Source organism: Leptolyngbya sp. GGD (assembly GCF_026735145.1).
Lineage (GTDB): Bacteria > Cyanobacteriota > Cyanobacteriia > Leptolyngbyales > Leptolyngbyaceae > Leptolyngbya > Leptolyngbya boryana.
This window is the reverse complement of record NZ_JAPQKE010000002.1, coordinates 116,942-135,802: the sequence shown is the minus strand read 5'-3', so window position 1 is coordinate 135,802 and position 18,861 is coordinate 116,942. Positions and strand designations below refer to the sequence as shown.

Annotated in this window: 19 protein-coding genes, 2 tRNA genes and 1 CRISPR repeat array; of the genes, 8 read left to right on the top strand and 13 right to left on the bottom strand. The window is 47.3% G+C overall.

Annotated elements, in window-relative coordinates; all coding sequences use genetic code 11:
- Positions 1–6 precede the first annotated feature (6 nt).
- From OU814_RS09675 to OU814_RS09665, 3 genes are all read right to left on the bottom strand, one after another.
- Positions 7–1,080 (bottom strand): M4 family metallopeptidase, encoded by a 1,074-nt coding sequence (locus OU814_RS09675; RefSeq protein ID WP_268182294.1) that lies wholly within the window; start codon positions 1,078–1,080, stop codon positions 7–9.
- Between the two features lie 132 nt (positions 1,081–1,212).
- Positions 1,213–1,473 carry a hypothetical protein gene (locus OU814_RS09670; RefSeq protein WP_017285730.1) on the bottom strand — a complete coding sequence of 87 codons (261 nt, stop codon included), beginning with the start codon at positions 1,471–1,473 and terminating at the stop codon, positions 1,213–1,215.
- A 4-nt stretch (positions 1,474–1,477) separates the two neighbouring features.
- Positions 1,478–2,251 (bottom strand): tetratricopeptide repeat protein, encoded by a 774-nt coding sequence (locus OU814_RS09665; RefSeq protein WP_017285729.1) that lies wholly within the window; start codon positions 2,249–2,251, stop codon positions 1,478–1,480.
- Positions 2,252–2,859: 608 nt separating this feature from the next.
- On the opposite strand from OU814_RS09665, the gene OU814_RS09660 reads away from it, so the two are divergent.
- Complete coding sequence (locus OU814_RS09660; protein WP_017285728.1) at positions 2,860–3,615, top strand: 2-phosphosulfolactate phosphatase family protein; 756 nt, start codon at positions 2,860–2,862, stop codon at positions 3,613–3,615.
- A 74-nt stretch (positions 3,616–3,689) separates the two neighbouring features.
- On the opposite strand, the gene OU814_RS09655 is transcribed toward OU814_RS09660, so the two are convergent.
- The 4 genes from OU814_RS09655 to OU814_RS09640 all read right to left on the bottom strand — a co-directional run bounded on the left by OU814_RS09655 (position 3,690) and on the right by OU814_RS09640 (position 6,812).
- A tRNA-Gly gene (locus OU814_RS09655) sits at positions 3,690–3,760 on the bottom strand.
- Positions 3,761–3,922: 162 nt separating this feature from the next.
- A complete protein-coding gene (locus OU814_RS09650; protein ID WP_268182291.1) occupies positions 3,923–4,471 on the bottom strand; it encodes a Uma2 family endonuclease in 549 nt (182 codons plus the stop codon).
- A 125-nt stretch (positions 4,472–4,596) separates the two neighbouring features.
- On the bottom strand, positions 4,597–6,219 hold the full coding sequence (locus OU814_RS09645) for a B12-binding domain-containing radical SAM protein (protein ID WP_268182289.1): 1,623 nt from the start codon (positions 6,217–6,219) through the stop codon (positions 4,597–4,599).
- A gap of 74 nt (positions 6,220–6,293) precedes the next feature.
- The gene (locus tag OU814_RS09640) at positions 6,294–6,812 is read right to left on the bottom strand and encodes a DUF4330 domain-containing protein (RefSeq protein WP_017285725.1); all 519 of its coding nucleotides are present in this window, start codon (positions 6,810–6,812) and stop codon (positions 6,294–6,296) included.
- 179 nt (positions 6,813–6,991) lie between these two features.
- On the opposite strand from OU814_RS09640, the gene OU814_RS09635 reads away from it, so the two are divergent.
- Complete coding sequence (locus OU814_RS09635; RefSeq protein ID WP_268182287.1) at positions 6,992–7,822, top strand: M48 family metallopeptidase; 831 nt, start codon at positions 6,992–6,994, stop codon at positions 7,820–7,822.
- 157 nt (positions 7,823–7,979) lie between these two features.
- Here OU814_RS09635 and OU814_RS09630 read toward each other — a convergent pair whose 3' ends face one another.
- Together OU814_RS09630 and OU814_RS09625 are read right to left on the bottom strand one after the other, a co-directional pair.
- The gene (locus OU814_RS09630; RefSeq protein ID WP_268182285.1) at positions 7,980–8,732 is read right to left on the bottom strand and encodes a metallophosphoesterase family protein; all 753 of its coding nucleotides are present in this window, start codon (positions 8,730–8,732) and stop codon (positions 7,980–7,982) included.
- Positions 8,733–8,875: 143 nt separating this feature from the next.
- Positions 8,876–9,598, bottom strand: a complete 723-nt coding sequence (locus OU814_RS09625; RefSeq protein ID WP_017285722.1) for a DUF1995 family protein — start codon at positions 9,596–9,598, stop codon at positions 8,876–8,878.
- Between the two features lie 73 nt (positions 9,599–9,671).
- Here OU814_RS09625 and OU814_RS09620 point away from each other — a divergent pair, with 73 nt between their 5' ends.
- On the top strand, positions 9,672–10,571 hold the full coding sequence (locus tag OU814_RS09620) for a class II fructose-bisphosphate aldolase (RefSeq protein WP_190650924.1): 900 nt from the start codon (positions 9,672–9,674) through the stop codon (positions 10,569–10,571).
- A gap of 2 nt (positions 10,572–10,573) precedes the next feature.
- Here OU814_RS09620 and OU814_RS09615 read toward each other — a convergent pair whose 3' ends face one another.
- The gene (locus tag OU814_RS09615; protein ID WP_154660817.1) at positions 10,574–10,744 is read right to left on the bottom strand and encodes a hypothetical protein; all 171 of its coding nucleotides are present in this window, start codon (positions 10,742–10,744) and stop codon (positions 10,574–10,576) included.
- A gap of 258 nt (positions 10,745–11,002) precedes the next feature.
- Positions 11,003–12,322 (bottom strand): glutamate--cysteine ligase, encoded by a 1,320-nt coding sequence (gene gshA / locus OU814_RS09610; RefSeq protein WP_326498295.1) that lies wholly within the window; start codon positions 12,320–12,322, stop codon positions 11,003–11,005.
- Positions 12,323–12,397: 75 nt separating this feature from the next.
- Between gshA and OU814_RS09605 the strand changes: the two genes are divergently transcribed.
- Positions 12,398–14,002, top strand: a complete 1,605-nt coding sequence (locus OU814_RS09605; RefSeq protein ID WP_017285718.1) for a DUF1565 domain-containing protein — start codon at positions 12,398–12,400, stop codon at positions 14,000–14,002.
- A 13-nt stretch (positions 14,003–14,015) separates the two neighbouring features.
- On the opposite strand, the gene OU814_RS09600 is transcribed toward OU814_RS09605, so the two are convergent.
- Positions 14,016–14,315: a DUF3493 domain-containing protein gene (locus tag OU814_RS09600; RefSeq protein ID WP_225885719.1), complete on the bottom strand. Its 300-nt coding sequence runs from the start codon at positions 14,313–14,315 to the stop codon at positions 14,016–14,018.
- 69 nt (positions 14,316–14,384) lie between these two features.
- On the opposite strand from OU814_RS09600, the gene OU814_RS09595 reads away from it, so the two are divergent.
- From OU814_RS09595 to OU814_RS09580, 4 genes are all read left to right on the top strand, one after another.
- Positions 14,385–14,456 (top strand) — tRNA-Thr (locus OU814_RS09595).
- A 292-nt stretch (positions 14,457–14,748) separates the two neighbouring features.
- Positions 14,749–15,291: a CRISPR direct-repeat array (repeat unit 37 nt; unit sequence CTTTCAACCCACCCATGTCTAGGAGGGCGATTGCGAC).
- 622 nt (positions 15,292–15,913) lie between these two features.
- Positions 15,914–16,609: a DUF4058 family protein gene (locus tag OU814_RS09590; protein ID WP_268182278.1), complete on the top strand. Its 696-nt coding sequence runs from the start codon at positions 15,914–15,916 to the stop codon at positions 16,607–16,609.
- 185 nt (positions 16,610–16,794) lie between these two features.
- Positions 16,795–17,568, top strand: coding sequence for a peroxiredoxin-like family protein (locus OU814_RS09585; RefSeq protein ID WP_268182276.1), 774 nt, complete (start codon positions 16,795–16,797; stop codon positions 17,566–17,568).
- On the top strand, positions 17,561–18,382 hold the full coding sequence (locus tag OU814_RS09580; protein ID WP_268182274.1) for a class I SAM-dependent methyltransferase: 822 nt from the start codon (positions 17,561–17,563) through the stop codon (positions 18,380–18,382). The genes OU814_RS09585 and OU814_RS09580 overlap by 8 nt, the downstream gene beginning before the upstream one ends.
- A gap of 26 nt (positions 18,383–18,408) precedes the next feature.
- On the opposite strand, the gene OU814_RS09575 is transcribed toward OU814_RS09580, so the two are convergent.
- On the bottom strand, positions 18,409–18,741 hold the full coding sequence (locus OU814_RS09575; RefSeq protein ID WP_268182273.1) for a hypothetical protein: 333 nt from the start codon (positions 18,739–18,741) through the stop codon (positions 18,409–18,411).
- Positions 18,742–18,861: the final 120 nt, after the last annotated feature.

The window sequence follows — 18,861 nt, the reverse complement described above, 5'->3', positions numbered from 1 at the left end:
TGAAATTTAAATCACTCCAACGGTTCTCCAAGCATTTTGAACGGCTTGTTGCTCTGTGCTATCTATGCCGTATAACTCAGATGCGATCGTTGCGGTTGCCCGCGCTGCGTCTTGGAAATTCGATGAAGTCCGTAACCGCTCGGTCAAGGCAATGTACCAAATCTTGCCCGCTTTTTCCCAGGCATATCCGCCTAAGGCAGATGCTACTAGGTAGAAGGCGCGATTGGGAATTCCAGAATTGATATGCACTCCGCCATTGTCTGCTGTTCCTTTGTAGAGATTTTTCATCTCTGCAGGCTGGGGATCTTTGCCGAGCACTCGATCGTCATAAGCTGTTCCGGGAGCTTTCATCGATCGCAATGCCTCGCCATTGACTTTAGCAGTCAGCAATCCGGCTCCAATCAGCCAATCAGCCTGATCTGCCGTCTGATTCAAAACTTTCTGCTTGACTAAAACGCCAAATACATCCGAAAAAGACTCATTCAAGGCCCCTGACTGTCCTTGATAAACCAGTCCTGCTTCAGTTTGAGTAATGCCGTGTGTCAATTCATGAGCAATCACATCCAGCGAAATCGTAAAGCGATTAAACAATTCCCCATCGCCATCGCCATAGACCATCTGGCTACCGTTCCAGAAGGCGTTATTGTAGCGCTGCCCGTAATGAACTGTCGAATTGAGGCGCATTCCATAGTCATCGATCGAGTCACGCTCATAGACCTCTTTGAAAAAGTCATAGACGGCTCCTGACCCATCAAATGCCTCGTTAACTGCAACATCGGATACGGCTGGAGATGTTTCTCCCCGTACGATTCTCCCAGGCAACCTTGTTCTATTTGCTGCGTTATAAATTGTTCGACGTTTTTCATTTGCAGCGACAAGGAAAGGCTGGATGGCTGCACCTATGACTTCCCGCCGTCCTCGAAACTGTTCTGAAACCCGAAGATTTTGTAATGCCCAATCGCGCTGAGTCTCAGTTCCATTGATAATGATGCGATCGGTGATATGAGGCGGCACGATGCAACAGATTGGACAAATATGCTGATCTCTACGGCGGCAGCGAGATTGACGACGGTTTCTCATATGTAGATTGCTCCTAGTCTCTTTCAAAGTGAAGAATCTGACTTGCCTGTAGCGCTCATCCACTTTAAATCGCTCTGAGACAGAGTGCTTCTCTAACTACATTTTCTTCAGAAAGTCGAGATCGTAACTTGCTTAAGAGTTGTTTGAGTAAGTTCCGGCGTAGCCGATAAATCCTTTTAGCGTACGATTGATGCGGATTCCAGATCCACCTTCGTGGTGAATCTCAACAGTTTCAGCTGGGTCAAGATTAAATGTCTGTGCGAGCAATAAATTCAGTGTGATGGCTTGAAATGCAACTGTGGCACAGTCGCTCAGATGGCGGGTGATCGTAATTGGGATTCCCGATGGGTCGAATGTGCCAATACAGACTGAAATTGTTGTGTTGTCTTCCATATTTTTAGGAATCTGTGAGTGCTTTGATCCAATTATTCACCTGAGATCGCACTCGATTACCCGAAATCTCAGATTCTGGGATCAAATTCAGCGCCCGGCGATAATCAGCCATCGCGAAATTCCAATCGCCTACTAAATGGTGCGCTCTTCCTCGGGCTGCATAAATGTGGGCTTCCAATATCGAATTGTCGTCGAGATTAATCGACATTAATTCTTTGATTTGCAGAGCGTGTTCAAAATTTTCGATCGCGTCTACGTATAGTCCCAAATCCCGAAAGGTAATGCCTTGATTTAACCAAGCTCGAATATTGGTAGGGTCAAGATCGACTGCCATGTCATAATCTGCGATCGCGGCTTCTAATTCTCCTTGAGCCGCATAATAATTGGCGCGATTATTATAAGCCCCTGCGAGTCGAGGATTGAGTTGGATCGCTTTGTTGTAGTCTTCGAGCGCGGCATCTTGATCACCGCATTGAAAATGGACTAAACCTCGATTGTTATAATCCAGCGCATTCTTAGGATTGCGATCGATCAAAATGGTCAATCCAGCGATCGCTTCTACATAATTGCCTTGTCGAGCTTCTGAGAGTGATCGCCGCCGAAGTAGGCGATCTTGAGCAGAAGCGTCAAGCCAAGTCGTTGGACGCGAAGAACGCTGAGCGTTGAACCGGGTAGGATTGGACGATCGACGGCTCGGAGCCGCAGCACGCCCAGAAATGACTGCACGGTTCTTTTGAGTATTTAGGGAACTACCATTTAGAGATGTACGAGCGTTCATGCCATCCTCACATGTCTATGAACTAAAGTTACCGACTCGCTAACTGAATTCTTTCTGCCCTAGTGCCACAAATGAATACGTCTACGGTCAGAGATTGGATGTTCTCAAACAGCAGAGCATAGATTTTCTGCATTTTAGGGGTCAGAACTCACTACACGAGAGTCCGATTCCATTTCTGAAACGAGCCATTTCATAGCCGTCAAAAAAACACCAGAACTTTAGACATCAACAGGAAGGGATAGCGGTTAAAGGTTTCCGTAACTTTGCGGAATCTTCGCACCAGCTTTGCACAGTCTTAAAGTTCCCACTCAGTATTATTTTGTCTCAAATCATCCAGAGTTTTAGTAAGAATACGGAGGCTGTTTTGGATTTTGCAGCGATTCGGCGATCGACACGGCAGCCAACTGTGGGATTTTACAATACGAATGTGAACTCGCAGCGTTGCTTCATACTGTGCAGCCAATGACGACTTCGGACTACTATTGATTTGACTCTATAGTGAACCGCTAAGATATGTTTCACATTTTCTCCAAGCATTTAGTATTCTGAAGTCTGCGACCCTCTTCAATTTTTGATTTTTTCATCGCAGTCCTAATTTCTCTACAATCATGAAATTCTCTGTATTCCACACGCCCGAACTGACCCCAACCCAAAACGCTGCGGATTGTGCGATCGCGATTGATGTTCTTCGAGCCACAAGTACGATCGCAACGGCGCTATCCTCAGGTGCGGATGCTGTGCATGTCTTCAGCGATATGGACAAACTCATGCACCAAAGTGAAGCCCTTCCGCCCGAAAAACGGCTTCGGGCAGGAGAACGGGGCGGCAGTAAAGTCGAGGGCTGTGATTTAGGAAATTCTCCACTTGACTGTACTCCTGAATTAATGACGGGTCGTCATCTGTTCATCAGTACGACGAATGGCACTCGTGCTCTGCAAAAGATTCAAGCTTCGCCAACAGTACTGGCGGCAGCATTAATTAACCGCAAAGCCGTTGTTGATTATTTGGTTGAACATCAGCCGGAAACTGTTTGGATTGTCGGTGCAGGATGGGAAGGGTCTTTTGCGCTAGAAGATACGGTGTGTGCTGGTGCGATCGTCCAAAGTGTGGCTGAGCGACTGGGTTGTTCTCTAGAAGAATTGATTGGCAATGACGAAATGGTTGGTGCAATTTCGCTGTATCAACAGTGGAAAAGTAATCTGCTCGGTTTGATGTACCATGCCAGCCACGGCAAGCGGTTGCTCCGATTGGATTGCCTCGAAGATCTGAAATATTGCGCTTCGTTGGATACGCTCAATGTTCTGCCGATTCAGCGTGAGATTGGCACATTGGTCAAACATGCCGTGGTCGCTCATGCTGCGTAGTATCTCATGAAGATTAGAAAAGATTAAAAATTCTGCTAACCTCCGGTTTGTCGCGCTGGAGGCTTTTTTTTGGAAGCGGGTAGCGAGAATCGAACTCGCAACTAAACCTTGGGAAGGTCTCGTTTTGCCACTAAACTATACCCGCGCTGAATTTCTAAATCATAGCAAAATCAGCACTATCTCAATCTTACAAGAATTGGAAAAATTGAATCGATTGCAATTAAGGACTGATATCGGACTCAATTCCTTGTTTTCAAAAATTCTTAAGATTTGAATCGATTAAGAAGAACGATCGCGAACTCTAAACTCAAGGATTGATGATTCTTAGCACATCGATCGCTAACTCTGGAAATGCCAAAGGATTGAGAGTGCCGCTTTTTACTCGGAATTCAGTTTCATATTCTCCACCTTCAGGATCTCTCATGACGATCAACTCGTGGGTTTGAATACTGACAATCCAGTACTCCTGAATTCCTGCTTCAGCATAAATCTTTGACTTGATCTCTAAATCTTTCTTTAACGTGGAGTCTGAGTATTCGATTAGCCAGAAGATGTTTTCAGGATAAGGATGGTGAGATCTGTATTCTCGACGCTCACAGACTGAAATATCTGGCTCAGGCTCACTTCCATTGGGTAAGGTGATCGGCTTGGCATTTCTGACTTTCGCCCGATCGCCCAAAAGCAGGAGGAGATATTCATGTGCCTCGCTGTTAGAATCCTCATGATCAGGGCTTTCTGGAGCCATCTCGATAATCTCTCCACGTAAAAGCTCAACCTTTTTATCGGCTAGGAATCCTTGCTCGATTAACCTGTGGTATTCCTCGATCGTCCATTTCAAGTGGGGGAGAACTATCATAAGGTTCTTTATCAGAGAGACGATGAACTCAGTTACCTAAAATTTTGACACACTCGCAAAGCTTGGATTCGATAGTCTCTTTCATCAACTTTCTTTTCAGTCTCTTTGCCTAATTGCGAAATGGCTCAATGCCCAACCGCTAAAGGCTCAGGAAAGCTTGATGCCATATGCTTTTCTAAGGTGCTTTGCGGTAATGCTCCTTGTAAATGGCTCCAAGGCAGAACCCGATCGACTGTCCAACGATCGAAGACATAATCATTCAAATCCGGCAATTGCCCTTTCAATTCCTTAAACGCTCGCCGATAGCTGCCCAAGCTATCCCCGTAATGGCGCGTCAATTCTAAAAGCTTCGACAATCGACGATCGCCGCGCGACAATAGCGCCTGAATCACAGACCAGTTATAGCTTTCAGGTCGAAAATCAATGCCATTCGATCGCAGTTGTTTCTGCAAACTTTGCAAGCGTTTCTCAGCTTGCGGATTCACTCCAAACCACTGAAATGGAGTATGAGACTTGGGCACGAACGTACTGCATCCCAAGGTTAATCGCAATCCAGGCGCAGCTTTTTTCAGCGATCGCATCATTGCGACTGTCTGTTCCACATCCTCAGATTCTTCTCCTGGAATTCCTACCATTCCGTAGAGTTTCAGCGAATTTAGCCCGCCTGCTTTCGCATTCACAGCCGCTTGGACAATCTCATCGGTTTCGAGTTTTTTATTGACAATTTTCCGAACGCGATCGCTCCCACTTTCGACTGCGATCGTGATCGATTTCGCATCATGTTTTACTAACGTTCGTGTTAGCTTTTCTGTCACCGTATTGGTGCGAACAGAAGACAGACTAATTCTCACATCATCAAATTGAGGTTGATTCAGATGATCTAATAAGCTTTCAAATTCGGGATGCTGAGTCACAGATGCGCCGAGTAACCCTAGGCGATTTGTAACTGTTAGCCCTTGCTCGATCGCGGGAATCAATGAATCCTCAACATCTGCAACTCGAAACGGCAAGGTTAAATAACTGGCTAAACAGAAGCGGCACATTTCTGGACAACTGCGCACTACTTCCACCATGAAAATATTTTCCCAAGCGGCTTTCTCAGTCACAACACTCGACGCAGAAAGAGTATTGCCTCGATAAGTCTGTTTCTGAACTTGCGCCGGAATTGTGGCATCGATCGGGGTAATTGATGCGATCGCACCATCAGGACTCTGATAGGTCACTTGGTACATACTCGGCACATAGATGCCTGGAACCCTTGCCAAGTGCTTTAACTGCGTGTCTCGATCGGCATGTCTGACTTCTTGATAAGCATGGATAAATGCGTCGAGAAGAATTTCTCCATCACCTAGCAAAAAGACATCAAAAAATTCTGCATAAGGTTCGGGGTTCGCCGTCAGCACGGGGCCGCCTCCGAATACGATCGGATGAGAATGACTCCGCTCTCGGCTCCAGATCGGAATCTCCAATGATTCCAAAACGCCCAGAATATTTACATAATCTAATTCCCAGGACATTGAGAATCCAAGCAATTCCGGATTCGCAGGCAAAGGCTCATGAATATCCGTAAACAGACGCGCAACATCGAGATCCGATCGCGCTGCAAGGGTTGCCCAAACAACTTGATATCCGAGTGAGGTAATGCCAACACTGTATTCGTTAGGAAAAGCAAAAATAAGCGGAATTGCGTCTGCTTGAGGAGTTGCAGGCGTGAATAAAAGGCGTTCGGATGAGAAAGGAGAAGTCACAGGCTGGGAGCTACGCGAAGAAAATTAGAATGATTACTGACTTCAGCCTAGCACCCAGTCTTTGAATATCGGGTCTAGGATTTATTGATGCGGATGGCAACAACAGTCGTACCAAAGGTATAGGTCGGACCATCTAGCTCGATCGTCGTTCCAACCTTGACCTTTTCACCTCCTAATACAGGAGTGCCGTCTACGATTGGGACTTCATTCGTCAACGTCATTAGCATGTCATTCGTTAATGCCAATTCTGGACGCGGATCGGGAAATACCTTCAACGTTCCATCAGGCTGAGGCGTTGCCACTGTCCGAGGCAAAAATCTCAGTTCTTTGAGCTTGACACTGCCAGACGGCTGCTTTCGCACCAGAATGTTCGTCGTATCGCCAACTTTAATAAAGCTTTTAGGATTTGACGCGCTCAGTCCACGTACCACAACATCGACTTCTACAGGCTGTCTTGCGCCTTGTGCTCCTGCCCCTGTTGGTCCGGGATAGACAAAGATTCCAACCACCACCAGTAAAATTACTAGTGCTGCACCCACATCTAGGATGCTGATTTTCCCGAATAATCGACCTTGAGAATCCACAATAGCCATAGTTAAGATGTCTAGATGTCGTGTACGTTGTGTGTTTGCCATGCAACGCCTGTCAAGATTAGCATGACTCGACTCAGCCGTATCAGCAAATTTGTCGAAAATTTGCCTAAACGATGCAACTAAATCGAGTCGCGTTGCGTCCTACTGTTTAGCGCCTCACGCATTTTTCACGCTCTCCTATGATTACAAAAATACTGCGTCGCCGTTGGCTATATCCCGTTTTATCGATCGCGATCGCGGCTGGCATCTGTTTCGGTCAGCCCATGCTCGCACAAGCTATTTCTTGGACTGATCTGCTTCGAGGTGGGATTCAAATCATCCAAGCGAATCAACTGTCTCGATTGTCGGATAGTCAAGAAGTCGATTATGGTCGGCAAATTAATAATCAGTTAACGACTCAAGAAGTCCGACTGGTCAGAGATCCGAAACTCACCGCTTATGTCAATGAAATTGGTCAAAAACTCGCAGCCAATAGCGATCGACCGAATATTCCCTATACGTTCCAAGTCGTCGATCAAAAGAGTATTAACGCATTTGCAACGATGGGCGGTTTTGTCTATGTGCATCGCGGTTTGTTGGATGCAGCGGATAATGAAGCTCAAGTCGCCAGCGTCATTGGACATGAAATCGGACATATTGCTGGAAAACATGCGCTCAACCAAATGCGCCAAACAGCAGTGCAGCGAGGGTTATTGGCAGCAGGGGGACTCGATCGTAGTACGATCGCAAATCTAGGGGTACAAGTCGCGCTGCGCTTGCCGAATAGTCGCCGCGATGAGTACGATGCGGATGCGCGAGGAGTTCGCATGATGGGACGGGCAGGATATGCTCAATCTGAAGCAGTCACCTTTATGCGCAAGCTGTTGAATTCTGCTTCACCTCCAACGTTCTTGGCAAATCATCCAGCCACGTCTGATCGCATCACTCGAATGCAACAACTGATTCGCCAAAATCCCGGTTCGGGAACGGCAGGACTTGATCCCGCAAGTTATCGGGCGCGGCTTCGATAGAAGTTTGAAAGTCTGAAAACGCGAGAGTAGCCGTTATACAGTCAATCTGATAAGGGGATAGAGAGAGGAGGAAGATCCGAAATAGGATTGCTACTCCCCTCTCTCCATCTCCCTACTCCCCCATTTCCCAGCTTCGCAAAACAAATACGCTGAACGATTACCGCTTTAAAACCTGCCGCCCTCTAGGCTGAGGTTCGATCTTGGTTGTGACCTCATCAAGCCCCAGTGTCCGCACCTGATTGGTATACATATTTGCCTGATGCACGATCGCATTATCGATATCTAAGGCAGTCAGCCAGCCGCTTTTAGGATGATACGCGCCTGTGTCAATGCCAAGCCATCCTTGCCCCCGAGCGATCGCTCCCGGTACAACGCCTTGAAAAGTAAAAGTGATCGTATGTCCAGTAATAATCACCTTGTCTGAGAAATAAGGTTGAGTCGAGCGATGAAACTCATCGCGAATCCAACAGAATTCAGCATATCCTTGCTGTTCGAGCGGCATTTCAGGATGGACTCCAGCATGAACTAGCCAGACATCCCCCAAATCTAAATAAGTCGGTAATGTGCGAATCCACTGCACATGCTCGACAAGCACGTCCATATCGGTATAACTTGCAACTGTTGCTCGTCCGCCACTTTGAAGCCAAGCCTGCAAAGCAGGTGCATACACTTGCCCATTGGGAAACGCTTCGAGGAGCAAATGCTCGTGATTTCCAAGTAAAGATTGGTAAGGACTGTTTTTAACAAACTCAATGACTTGATAACTTTGCGGACCTCGATCGATTAAATCCCCTAGAAAATAGACCTGATCCGACGCTTCCGGCGCGATGGTATCCAGCAAATTCATCAAGCCATCGTAGTGACCATGAACATCACCGATCACGATTCGACGGGTGGGTTGCTGACTCATGCGATCGTCCTTAGGAAACAGTAAGACTAGAAATTACACAGCAGAAACTGAGCATACGGATCTGAGCGTATGCCACAATTATGCCCTGTCCACTTCTAAAGTTGACTGAAATTTGACTGAAACGCGGATTTTCTATGGGAACTTTATCTTCCTAACGCCTTGATGAATTGTTGCAATCCGGCGAATAAACTTGGTTTTGCCGATTGACCTAATGCTTTGGCAAAAATTTCATCGAGTTTCTCAGAGTCAGGGCGATCGCGCTCCTCGGCAATCAGTTCATAAGTGCCATCAGGCGCATACCAGACTTGCCAAGGGGACGGATAGCAGCGAAAAATTGCGGATTGATCATCCAGCGGACGCAAATAATAACAAGGCTCGATCGTGTCTAAAAATCGCTGTCTCAGTTGCCGTCCTGCATAGCCAATGCCGATTGTTGCGACGTCTTCTAATCTTGGATTGAGCAGAATCACTGGGCGTTCTCCGGCGGCATTGCAAATTTGCTCGACTGGGGGAACTTCCACGGCACTCGGAGAAACAAAGACGTAAAGTTCGTCTTCGGGATCAACTTGTTCTGTAACGGGGGTCGTCTGCCGGGAGCCTGCAACATCTAAGCTGCGGATTTGGTGGGGTAAGTCGCCCCAATCTCGTTTTGCGAGTGCAGCAATCCCGGAGTCTGTGAAAAAGAGTTTCAGCCCTGCACCGCGATCGCGAAACATCGTAATGAATTGCTCTGCGATCGGCATTGGTTTCAACTCTGGAAACACGAGTTCGACTTGTAACCGGGTATAACCCGCTTCTAGAGCCGCTTGGGTCGCGATTTGGGCTTGCGCGATCGCATCTTCTAAGGTATCTGGCAATTCAGGCATAACGATTTTTTTAAACTGCAAAGTCTTATCGTACAATTCGGTCTAGTCTTAATTCTATCGGGAGCCGCAACGGATGCTGACTTCGACACGGGAACTCTTGGAAACGGCTCGCCGAAATATTTTTGCGATCGGAGCGTTCAATGTTTACAATCTCGAAGGCGTAAAAGCAGTGATCAACGCCGCAGAGATCAGCCGCAGTCCTGCCATGCTGCAATTACATCCAAGCGCTTTGAAATACGGCAGCTCTCCTCTAGTTGCTCTGTGCTTAGAAGCCGCAGAAGCTGCAACTGTGCCCATTTCAGTACATCTCGATCACAGTACTTCCGTGAAAGATATCGATCGGGTTTTGCAAGACGGTGTGCGCTCAATTATGGCGGATGGCTCGCCGCTTCCCTATGAGCAAAATCTAGAATTTACGCGCCATATGACGCGATTGGCTCATTCTTATCATGCGATCGTCGAAGCGGAGATTGGACGAATCAGCGGCACAGAAGACGGATTAACGATCGCTGAAAAAGAAGCAAAAATGACTGATCCTCAGCAAGCTGTCGAATTTGTCAAAGCGACGAATGTTGATGCTTTGGCAGTGACGATCGGGAATGTTCACGGGGAATATAAAAGTCCGCCCCGCTTAGATTTTCCGCGCTTAGAACAGATTCGGATGTTACTCGACATTCCTCTCGTTTTGCATGGTGCATCTGGGTTGCCTGCCGAGATGATCGCGCGATCGATTCAACTTGGGGTGTGTAAGTTTAATGTCAATACCGAAGTCCGGCAGGCGTATATGCAGGCACTCAAAGATGAGATTTGTGGGCAGCAGGAGAAGGACTTACTAGAAGTGACCGGGGAAGCGATCGCAGCTATGCAAGATGTGATTCTTGAGAAACTAGAATTATTTGGCTCTGTCGGTAAAGCTCATCTCCACGAGACTCCCTATGCTACGGTTTTGGCAGCAGCAGCCCACAGAAATTAATATTAATTGCCGTACAGACCGGATAAAGATTGACGCAATGGAGTCATCGAATCGACCGATCTCGCTTGCGAGTCAAAATTTGGTAGAGGCAAAAGAGCGGCAATGGTTCCCGTGATTGAGAGGAGCGCGAATAGCCGGATCAGCATCCGCCGATCAAAACGATGATGCATCATGAGCTTGCTGCGTAAACAACTTACAGGTTTTGCCTGTAAGTGTACCGTGCGATCTCGATCGTGAAAATTCGCTAAAAAAGGACAAATTATCAGCTTCGATCAACATTTGGATCTAATGTGGTAGTCCTAAATCAGGTGGGGAGTGGGGAGTAGTTCTTTTGGTAGTTCCCTGCTCCCTACCCCCTACTCCCCACTCTCTTGAGCAGTTACAACTCAACAAGATCGACATCGTTTGTCGTCGAAACCAGATCGCGATTACTAAGCAACCAATGATTGGCAAATTTGCCCTTCGAGTTCTTTTTCTCGCAGTTGCATCGTTTGAATCGATTGCACCAGGATTTCTCGATTGTTCAAGCCTTGTTCGCTCAGTTTGATCCAGCGTTGTGCCTCATTGCCTTCGCGGAGAATCTTCTTCACAGGCAGCAAGAAACAGCTAAAGCCTGCTTTTTTCGCGATCGCAAACGTCTCAGCATACAGTTGCTCAATCCATTCGCGCGCCAAAATCGGCTGTCCGTCTTGCCAATGTCTCAACTCTGCATCCAAACTGGATTTAGCGGCAGCAGCCTCATTCTCATTGGCAATTTCAACTAAATCTTCTGCATTCAACTTGCTCTGCTGCAACGGATCAAGACTGGGATCTGCAATCAATTGCTGCAGCCGAGCTTCTAACAATGCAGTCACTGCCAGCAACGCGATCGGATCAGAGACTAAATCACAAATTCTCAATTCTAAGCGATTCAAATTGTAAGGACGGCGATCACCGTTCGGACGCACCGCAGACCAGAGATGACGCACATTTTGCATCGTGCCGATCGCAATTTGCTCCTCTGTCCACCGAATAAAGTGAGCATGGCTTTCAAAGATTGGCACATGAGCAGGCGTTTTCGGAAACAGTCCCCAGCGCGTGGAATGATACCCCGTCATTTCGCCATTAAACCAAGGCGATGCAGCGCTCAAGGCTAAATACAACGGCGCTTCCATTCTCACTAAGCGACACGCTCGCATCAATACTTCAGGATCACTGATGCCAATATTAATATGTACACTTGCAGTAACGACTTTTGTACCGTAAGTCTTCTCAATATAATCATGATAAGGATTGGCTGGATCAGATCGCCAAAACCGATCGCCCTGTCCTGCTAAGGGCAATGTACTTCCTGGAATTAAGGTGTAATCACCTTTTGACTTTAAAAATTGACGTAACCGCAGCCGAGGCGTGACCAAATCACACAGCGATCGCTCATATCGAAAACAAGGCGGGGTCGTGTATTCAACATTGCGGCTATCGGGTTCTCGGACAAACCCATCTAACGCCGCAACAATCTCATCAGACATCCCGACGACATCTCCTTGAGGTGTGCCGGTATAGACCTCAATTTCAAACCCTTTTGATAACATCACTGACTCCCAACTGGCTGTCGTCTCTTCTAGTATCCGAGAAAACCGATCATCTGCCACCGTCTGAAGAAATGCGATCGCACTCTTCTTACAAAGATCGATCAATCCTTCATATTTCTGGTGCATCGCTTTCCGAAATCTTGCGGTATATTTCAGTAGCCAATCCTGGGGAACTTGCATCTATCCAGGCTGGTCATTTTCGATTAGATACAAGGTCAATCCTGGCATTCACCCCCTTCCCTGTATAGAGAACATATGACACGTCTAGGCACTTCTAAAATTCTTGCGATCGCGCCCTTGGGCTTGATTTCCTTACTCTGGCTCGGTGGACAAACGGCGCTGAAAGCCCAAGTCACCCCACCTCCAGAAACGCTAACCGTTCCGCTCAACACTGTGGGGACGACAATCTTATACGTTAACCCTGCCAGAGGAACGGATCAAACCACTGCCGGGCGGACAGAGGCAGTTCCCTTCAAAACGCTGAAATTTGCCCTCGATCAAGCGACCGCAGGCACGATCGTTCAATTGGCTCCTGGAACTTACAATCTTCAATCTGGCGAAGTCTTTCCCTTGATTGTTAAAGCAGGGGTAACGGTTCGAGGAGATGAAGCAACCAAAGGTCAATCCACGATCATTCAAGGAGGGGGCGATATTATCAGTCGCTCTTTCGCAAAACAAAATGTATCGATGTGGTTGGCACAAGGGAGCCAGGTTCGCGGGGTGACGGTAACAAATGAAAACTCGCGTGGAACCGGAATTTGGGTAGAGGAAGGTAGCCCCACGATCTCAAACAACACGTTTGCCAATAGCGTTCGTGAAGGGGTCTTTATTACAGGGAATGCCAGCCCAACTGTAACGGACAATGTTTTTGTTAAAAACCAAGGCAATGGAATCTCGATTACGAGAGCTGCGAGCGGTCAAGTGAAGAACAATTCCTTTACTGAAACGGGATTTGGGCTTGCGATTAATGGAACAGCAACGGCGCTGATTGAAGGCAATCAGATCGTCAAAAACCGGGGTGGATTTGTGATTGGTGATTCTGCAAAACCCGTGCTCCGAGGCAATATGATTGCGGATAGTAGCGAAGATGGCATTGTAGTTCTTAGTAGTGCTCAGCCTGATTTAGGTACACCGGAAAGCCTTGGCAATAATACGATCCGCAATAGTAAAGGGCGCGATATTAACAATACGACTCAGAATGTTCTTACTGCGATCGGGAATCAGCTGGATCAGAAAAAGATTGCAGGTCTGATTAATTTTGCTCCTGGTGGCGCAATCGCTTTTTCTGATGTACAAGGACATTGGGCGCAGCAGTATGTCCAAGCTTTAGCATCAAGGGGGATTATTACGGGCTTTCCAGATGGCACATTCAAACCGAATGATCCGGTCACGCGTGCTCAGTTTGCCGCGATCGTGCTGAAAGCGTTTGCCCCTGCTCCCAAGAATGCCGCAGTCAACTTCTCAGATGTTTCTAGCAGATATTGGGGCTTTGCTGCGATTCAGTCGGCTGCGCGCGGTGGGTTTATGGCAGGATTTCCGGGTGGGACGTTCCGACCTGAACAACGGATTCCGAAGGTTCAGTCCTTAGTGGCTTTGTCGAATGGATTAGAGTTTGGAGCGGGTGATCCGTCGCTCCTGTCTCGCTTCCAAGATGCAGCTTCGATTCCAACTTGGGCAAGAAGTCCGATCGCGGCGGCAACTCAACGTCAAATCGTGGTGAACTATCCGACGGTCGGACAATTTAATCCCAATCGGGATGCAACTCGCGCAGAAGTTGCTGCATTTATCTATCAGGCGTTAGTGAGCGCAGGTAAGGCTGAAGCGATTTCTTCTCCCTACGTGGTGGGTGTTGCCCGTTAGATTCGAGTTCTGGCTATTTTGATGAACGATTCTCGAATCGAAAGAGCCAGACCATCAATGCAATTACGCCCAGTTGCAGGGCAAGATTTGGAAGTGCCGTTTCCAGATCTCGTCCTGCCAGCGTTTGGGCGAGAAAGACGAAAGCTCCAATCGCGCCTGAGCCACCAAATGCAATGTAGATAAATTTCCGCAATCCTCGATAAGGTGCAGCGGCTTCGGCTTTGAGCCGCGCATATTTTTCGGGATCGGATTGTCTCAGACGTTCGGATTGCTGGCTCATATAATAAGGGAGGATTTTTGTCGATCGTGACATGAGATGGAATTTTCTGCAATTTCTGTTTCAGAAACGAACGATTATCTGTTATACTGCATGAGGCCTTTTGCCGATGTAGCACAGTGGTAGTGCATTCGATTCGTAATCGAAAGGTCATGGGTTCAAATCCCATCATCGGCTTCCTAAGTAGATTGTTGAGCGACACATTATTTGACCGTGGCGACACATTATTTGTCAAAATAAAGATTGGACATTTAATTTGTCGTCTCAGTCCAGCACTTTATTCAGTTATTCAGCATTTCGCGATGTATTACGAATCGAATGCACCTTTCAACCCTCTCTGAAAGTTAGTTATTGAATAAGTTCAATAATTTCTGGAAGTCTTGGCGGAAACTCTGCAACCTACCCACATCTAAAATTTAAGAGGGCGATTGCGACGCAGACGAGCTAGTGATATTTAGTTGGATGCGGTTCTTTAACCCACCCATGTCTAGGAGGGCGATTGCGACTATAGAGCTAGAAGACTGGATTGACGATAAGCAAATCTTTCAACCCACCCATGTCTAGGAGGGCGATTGCGACGTTGAGCAAGTTGCATCTGAGGATGCCGTGATGTTCCTTTCAACCCACCCATGTCTAGGAGGGCGATTGCGACATCACAGGTAGCCAAGGTCAGTTTGACGACTTTTGCTTTCAACCCACCCATGTCTAGGAGGGCGATTGCGACTCACAATTACACCTGGCGGGTTCGATGTTGTTGAACTTTCAACCCACCCATGTCTAGGAGGGCGATTGCGACTGCCAAAAATGCAATCCGACTTCAAACCAGACGCGTCTTTCAACCCACCCATGTCTAGGAGGGCGATTGCGACAGTCGAAAGAAAGTAGGCTCGAAAGTTTTTCAAATCTTTCAACCCACCCATGTCTAGGAGGGCGATTGCGACATGCGATCGATCGCTATCTGACTGAGTTTGAAACCTTTCAACCCACCCATGTCTAGGAGGGCGATTGCGACTCCTAGCGCCTAGAATCCTTTTGTTTAACAGCTTCTAAACTCTACTTTGGCAAACCTCTTATCCAAGTTCGATAAAGTAGTTTCTTGAAGCGTTGTCTAAATAGCACAGATTCGTACGATTCAATCGGGAAGAGGATTCAGCAATTTGGCGAACCTCCTAGGGATTTTGTCCTCGCTTTGGTTTGCCAAAAAATTGGAGAGGGTTCCTCCTTGCTCGGAGGCGATTCGGTAGCTGCCACAAGTGCATATCTGTACCACACTGTTGCCAGGGGTAGAGCGTTGCCTATCGTAATCGGGAGCGCACCTATGCTATACCTGAAGAACAGATATTCGTCAGATATGACTTCCCACCTACATACAGCTTTAACTGTGAGATGGCGACTCGAAGGCACACAGCTACCAGGGTCAGTTTGATCGTTGTCAAACGATCAAACTGACCCACATTGTTCACAGTTCAGCGACTCAAAGAGCTTGAACTGCGGCGCTGTTAGTTTACATATTAACTTGTCTAGGTTCGGACGTACTAAAAACTTGGGTTAAGTTTTGGTGAGAGCACGGGAGTGATAAAGCCTAAAAATCTCATCTTATAAGAGCTTTAGCGAATCGATAGTTGTGACAAATAATGTGTCGAAGTAGTCAATTAATTTGCCGCTCAACAGATCACCTCAGCCAAAAGTATCGTGTCGAAATCGAGAAACGGACTTACTTCAGTGATGACGATGAAAGTTTGCTGGTCGGCATTTCTGATGTGGCAGTCGTGACAAGCAAAGTGGAGCCTATTTCCTCAACGGTTCAGTCTTCGCTATCTGTCTTGCCCGAAAAAGTGACCGTTCCCATTCTTGAAGAAGTGAATGAGCGGTATCTAGAGATTCGTGAGGTAGCAACGGGAACCGTCGTCACCGTTTTGGAGATTCTATCTCCAAAAAACAAGCGGACTGGGGAGGGAAGAATTGCCTATGAACGCAAACGAAATCAGGTGTTGGCGAGTGCGACGAATCTCGTTGAGATTGATTTACTCCGAGGAGGCAAGGCGTTTCCGATCGCGAGTCAACATCTTGGAGACTATCGAATTCTGATCTGTCGAGGTCATGAGCGTCCAAGAGGTGATTTGTACGCTTTCGGATTGCGTCAACCGATTCCAATCATTCCGATTCCGATCGTGCCAGGTGAAGCAGAACCAATGCTCGACCTACAAGCTTTACTGCATTGGGTGTATGACAAGGGACGATATCAGCTAGCTATCGACTATACTCGTCAACTTCAGCCCAAACTGTCTGAATCAGACTGTCAGTGGGTAGAGACATTACTAAGATGCTAATGTGCTGACGATTGTATGAACTCTGTATGGACAAGTGAAACAAGAACACTGCCATAGGAGCAATTCGTTGTTTTACGAATATCAGCGAATCGGCACGATTGGTTTCAGATTGGCAATCTACTGCAACTGAATTTGGTAAACTTTTACTTCTTAAGGTCAGTTGTTTAGTCTTTCGGGTTCGCATCATGAAGTTGTACGATCACTTGATTCAAACCCAACGTCAACGCATTAGTGATGGTGCGATCGTGCCCATTTTAGACGGCTGTAACGCGCCTCGGCAACTGGTTTTGATTTGGTCGCAGTTGGGCGATTTCGATAACCTCGAATATGCTTGGTGGTTGAAGCGAGAGGCAGAAGTGCTGAGATCGACAGAAGTTGCAGTTCGAGCAGTGGGCATTGGAGATCGTGCTTCCGGCGAGAAATTCTGCGAATACACAGGTTTTCCTCCCGATTGTCTGTTTGTAGACCCTACTGCTGAACTCCACCAACAGCTTGAATTGTATTCGGGACTCTCGCTCAAGTTGCCATTGCTTTCGACAGAACAGAATGCCTGGTTCAATCTCTTGCTTATGTGTGCAGGCATTGGGAGTCCTGGAACTTTAACAGAAGTATTTCGGGGATATCGCGGAGATCGCACTGCACCACAGTTGATTGGCGATGATGAGACTGTAAAAGCTGCACCACTCCCGCCACTCAAAGGTTCTACTTTCCGGTGGGCAGGTGGCAGCGGTTTTCAACGTCCGTTTGAACTAGCAACCTTGCGACTTCGTAATATGACGGAAGTGCTGAGTCATTGGAAGACCTATGTGCCAAATTCTGCTTATCTGACTCAACGCGGGGCAACGTTCTTGTTTAATGCTCAAGGTGAGTTGTTGTATGAGCACCGCGATCGCGCAATTCTAGGTTTTGCGGCTCAGATGAATCAACCGCTTGCTTTTTTGGAGGGACTCAGTGAGTAAAGAAGAGGCACTTGCCAGGGCAGAAGCTGTATTTAATGCTGCATCAGATTACTTTGATGCGCCAGCGTTGTCGTTTTGGAATCGTTTTGGACAACAGACGATTAATCACCTTGCATTGCGACCAGGCGATCGTGTTTTGGATGTATGTTGTGGGTCTGGTGCTTCTGCGATTTCTGCGGCAGTTCGTATGGGTTCGACAGGGCAAGTTTTGGGCATTGATATTGCAGAATCGCTCTTGCAATTAGCGCGTGACAAAGCCCAACAACAAGGATTGGAAAATATCAAATTTCAGGCTGGAGATTTTGAGACGTTGGGATTCCCGGATGAAAGTTTTGATGCGATCGTGTGTGTATTCGGAATCTTCTTCGTTCCAGATATGCAGGCGGCTGTTCGAGAGCTTTGGCGGATGCTGCGTCCAGGTGGGAAACTTGCGATTACTTCTTGGGGAGAGCGAGTGTTTGAGCCTGCGAATCGAGTGTTTTGGGATGAGATCGCATTGGAACGTCCGGATTTAGTCAAGTCCTTCACGCCGTGGGATCGAATTCGCCATCCTGATTCGCTTAGAGGTTTACTGGAAGAAGGTGGTGCAACCCAGGTTGAGGTTTTCGCTGAAATGGAAACCCACGATTTAACGACATCTGAAGATTGGTGGACGATGTGTTTGGGTGGGGGCTACCGAGGGACGATCGATCAACTCGATCCAGATGCTAAGGAACGAGTGCGACAAGCCAATCTACAATTTCTGCGAACTGATCAGGTTCACGCATTAGAAGTTGATGTTTTGTATGCGATCGCGCAGAAATCAGAAGTTTAATTGATTCGACTCATTTCGGAACTGGTTCATTTCCATTGATTGCATACATCACGCATTGCATCGACCATGCCTCGGACGGCTTCTTTTCCGCCGAGATGTACGATCGCTGGGTACAGTGTGGCGAGGTCTTGCATGAGGTCAGCGCGGGTTCGATGGGCGAGGAGATGGAGATGAGATTGCCAGTTGCTGAGTGAGAGGATGGCAAGGGGAAGACGGGGAAGATAGATACTAAGAAGTTCAGCACAGGAAGGCTTGTGAGTAATGCTATAGATAATAGTGTAAGTTTGGGGCAGGAATGATTCAGGTAGTTGTTGAGCTAACTCAGTCAATATCTTCACTTGATCGGATTCATCTTCCATCAACTGTATGAGCAAAAGTATCTCTGAAAAGTATGTAGAGTCGATCTGGGCGAGATTCATCAATGCGAGTATCTGCTCATACAAACTCCAAACATCTGAGCAAAACGATGCCATCAGCGG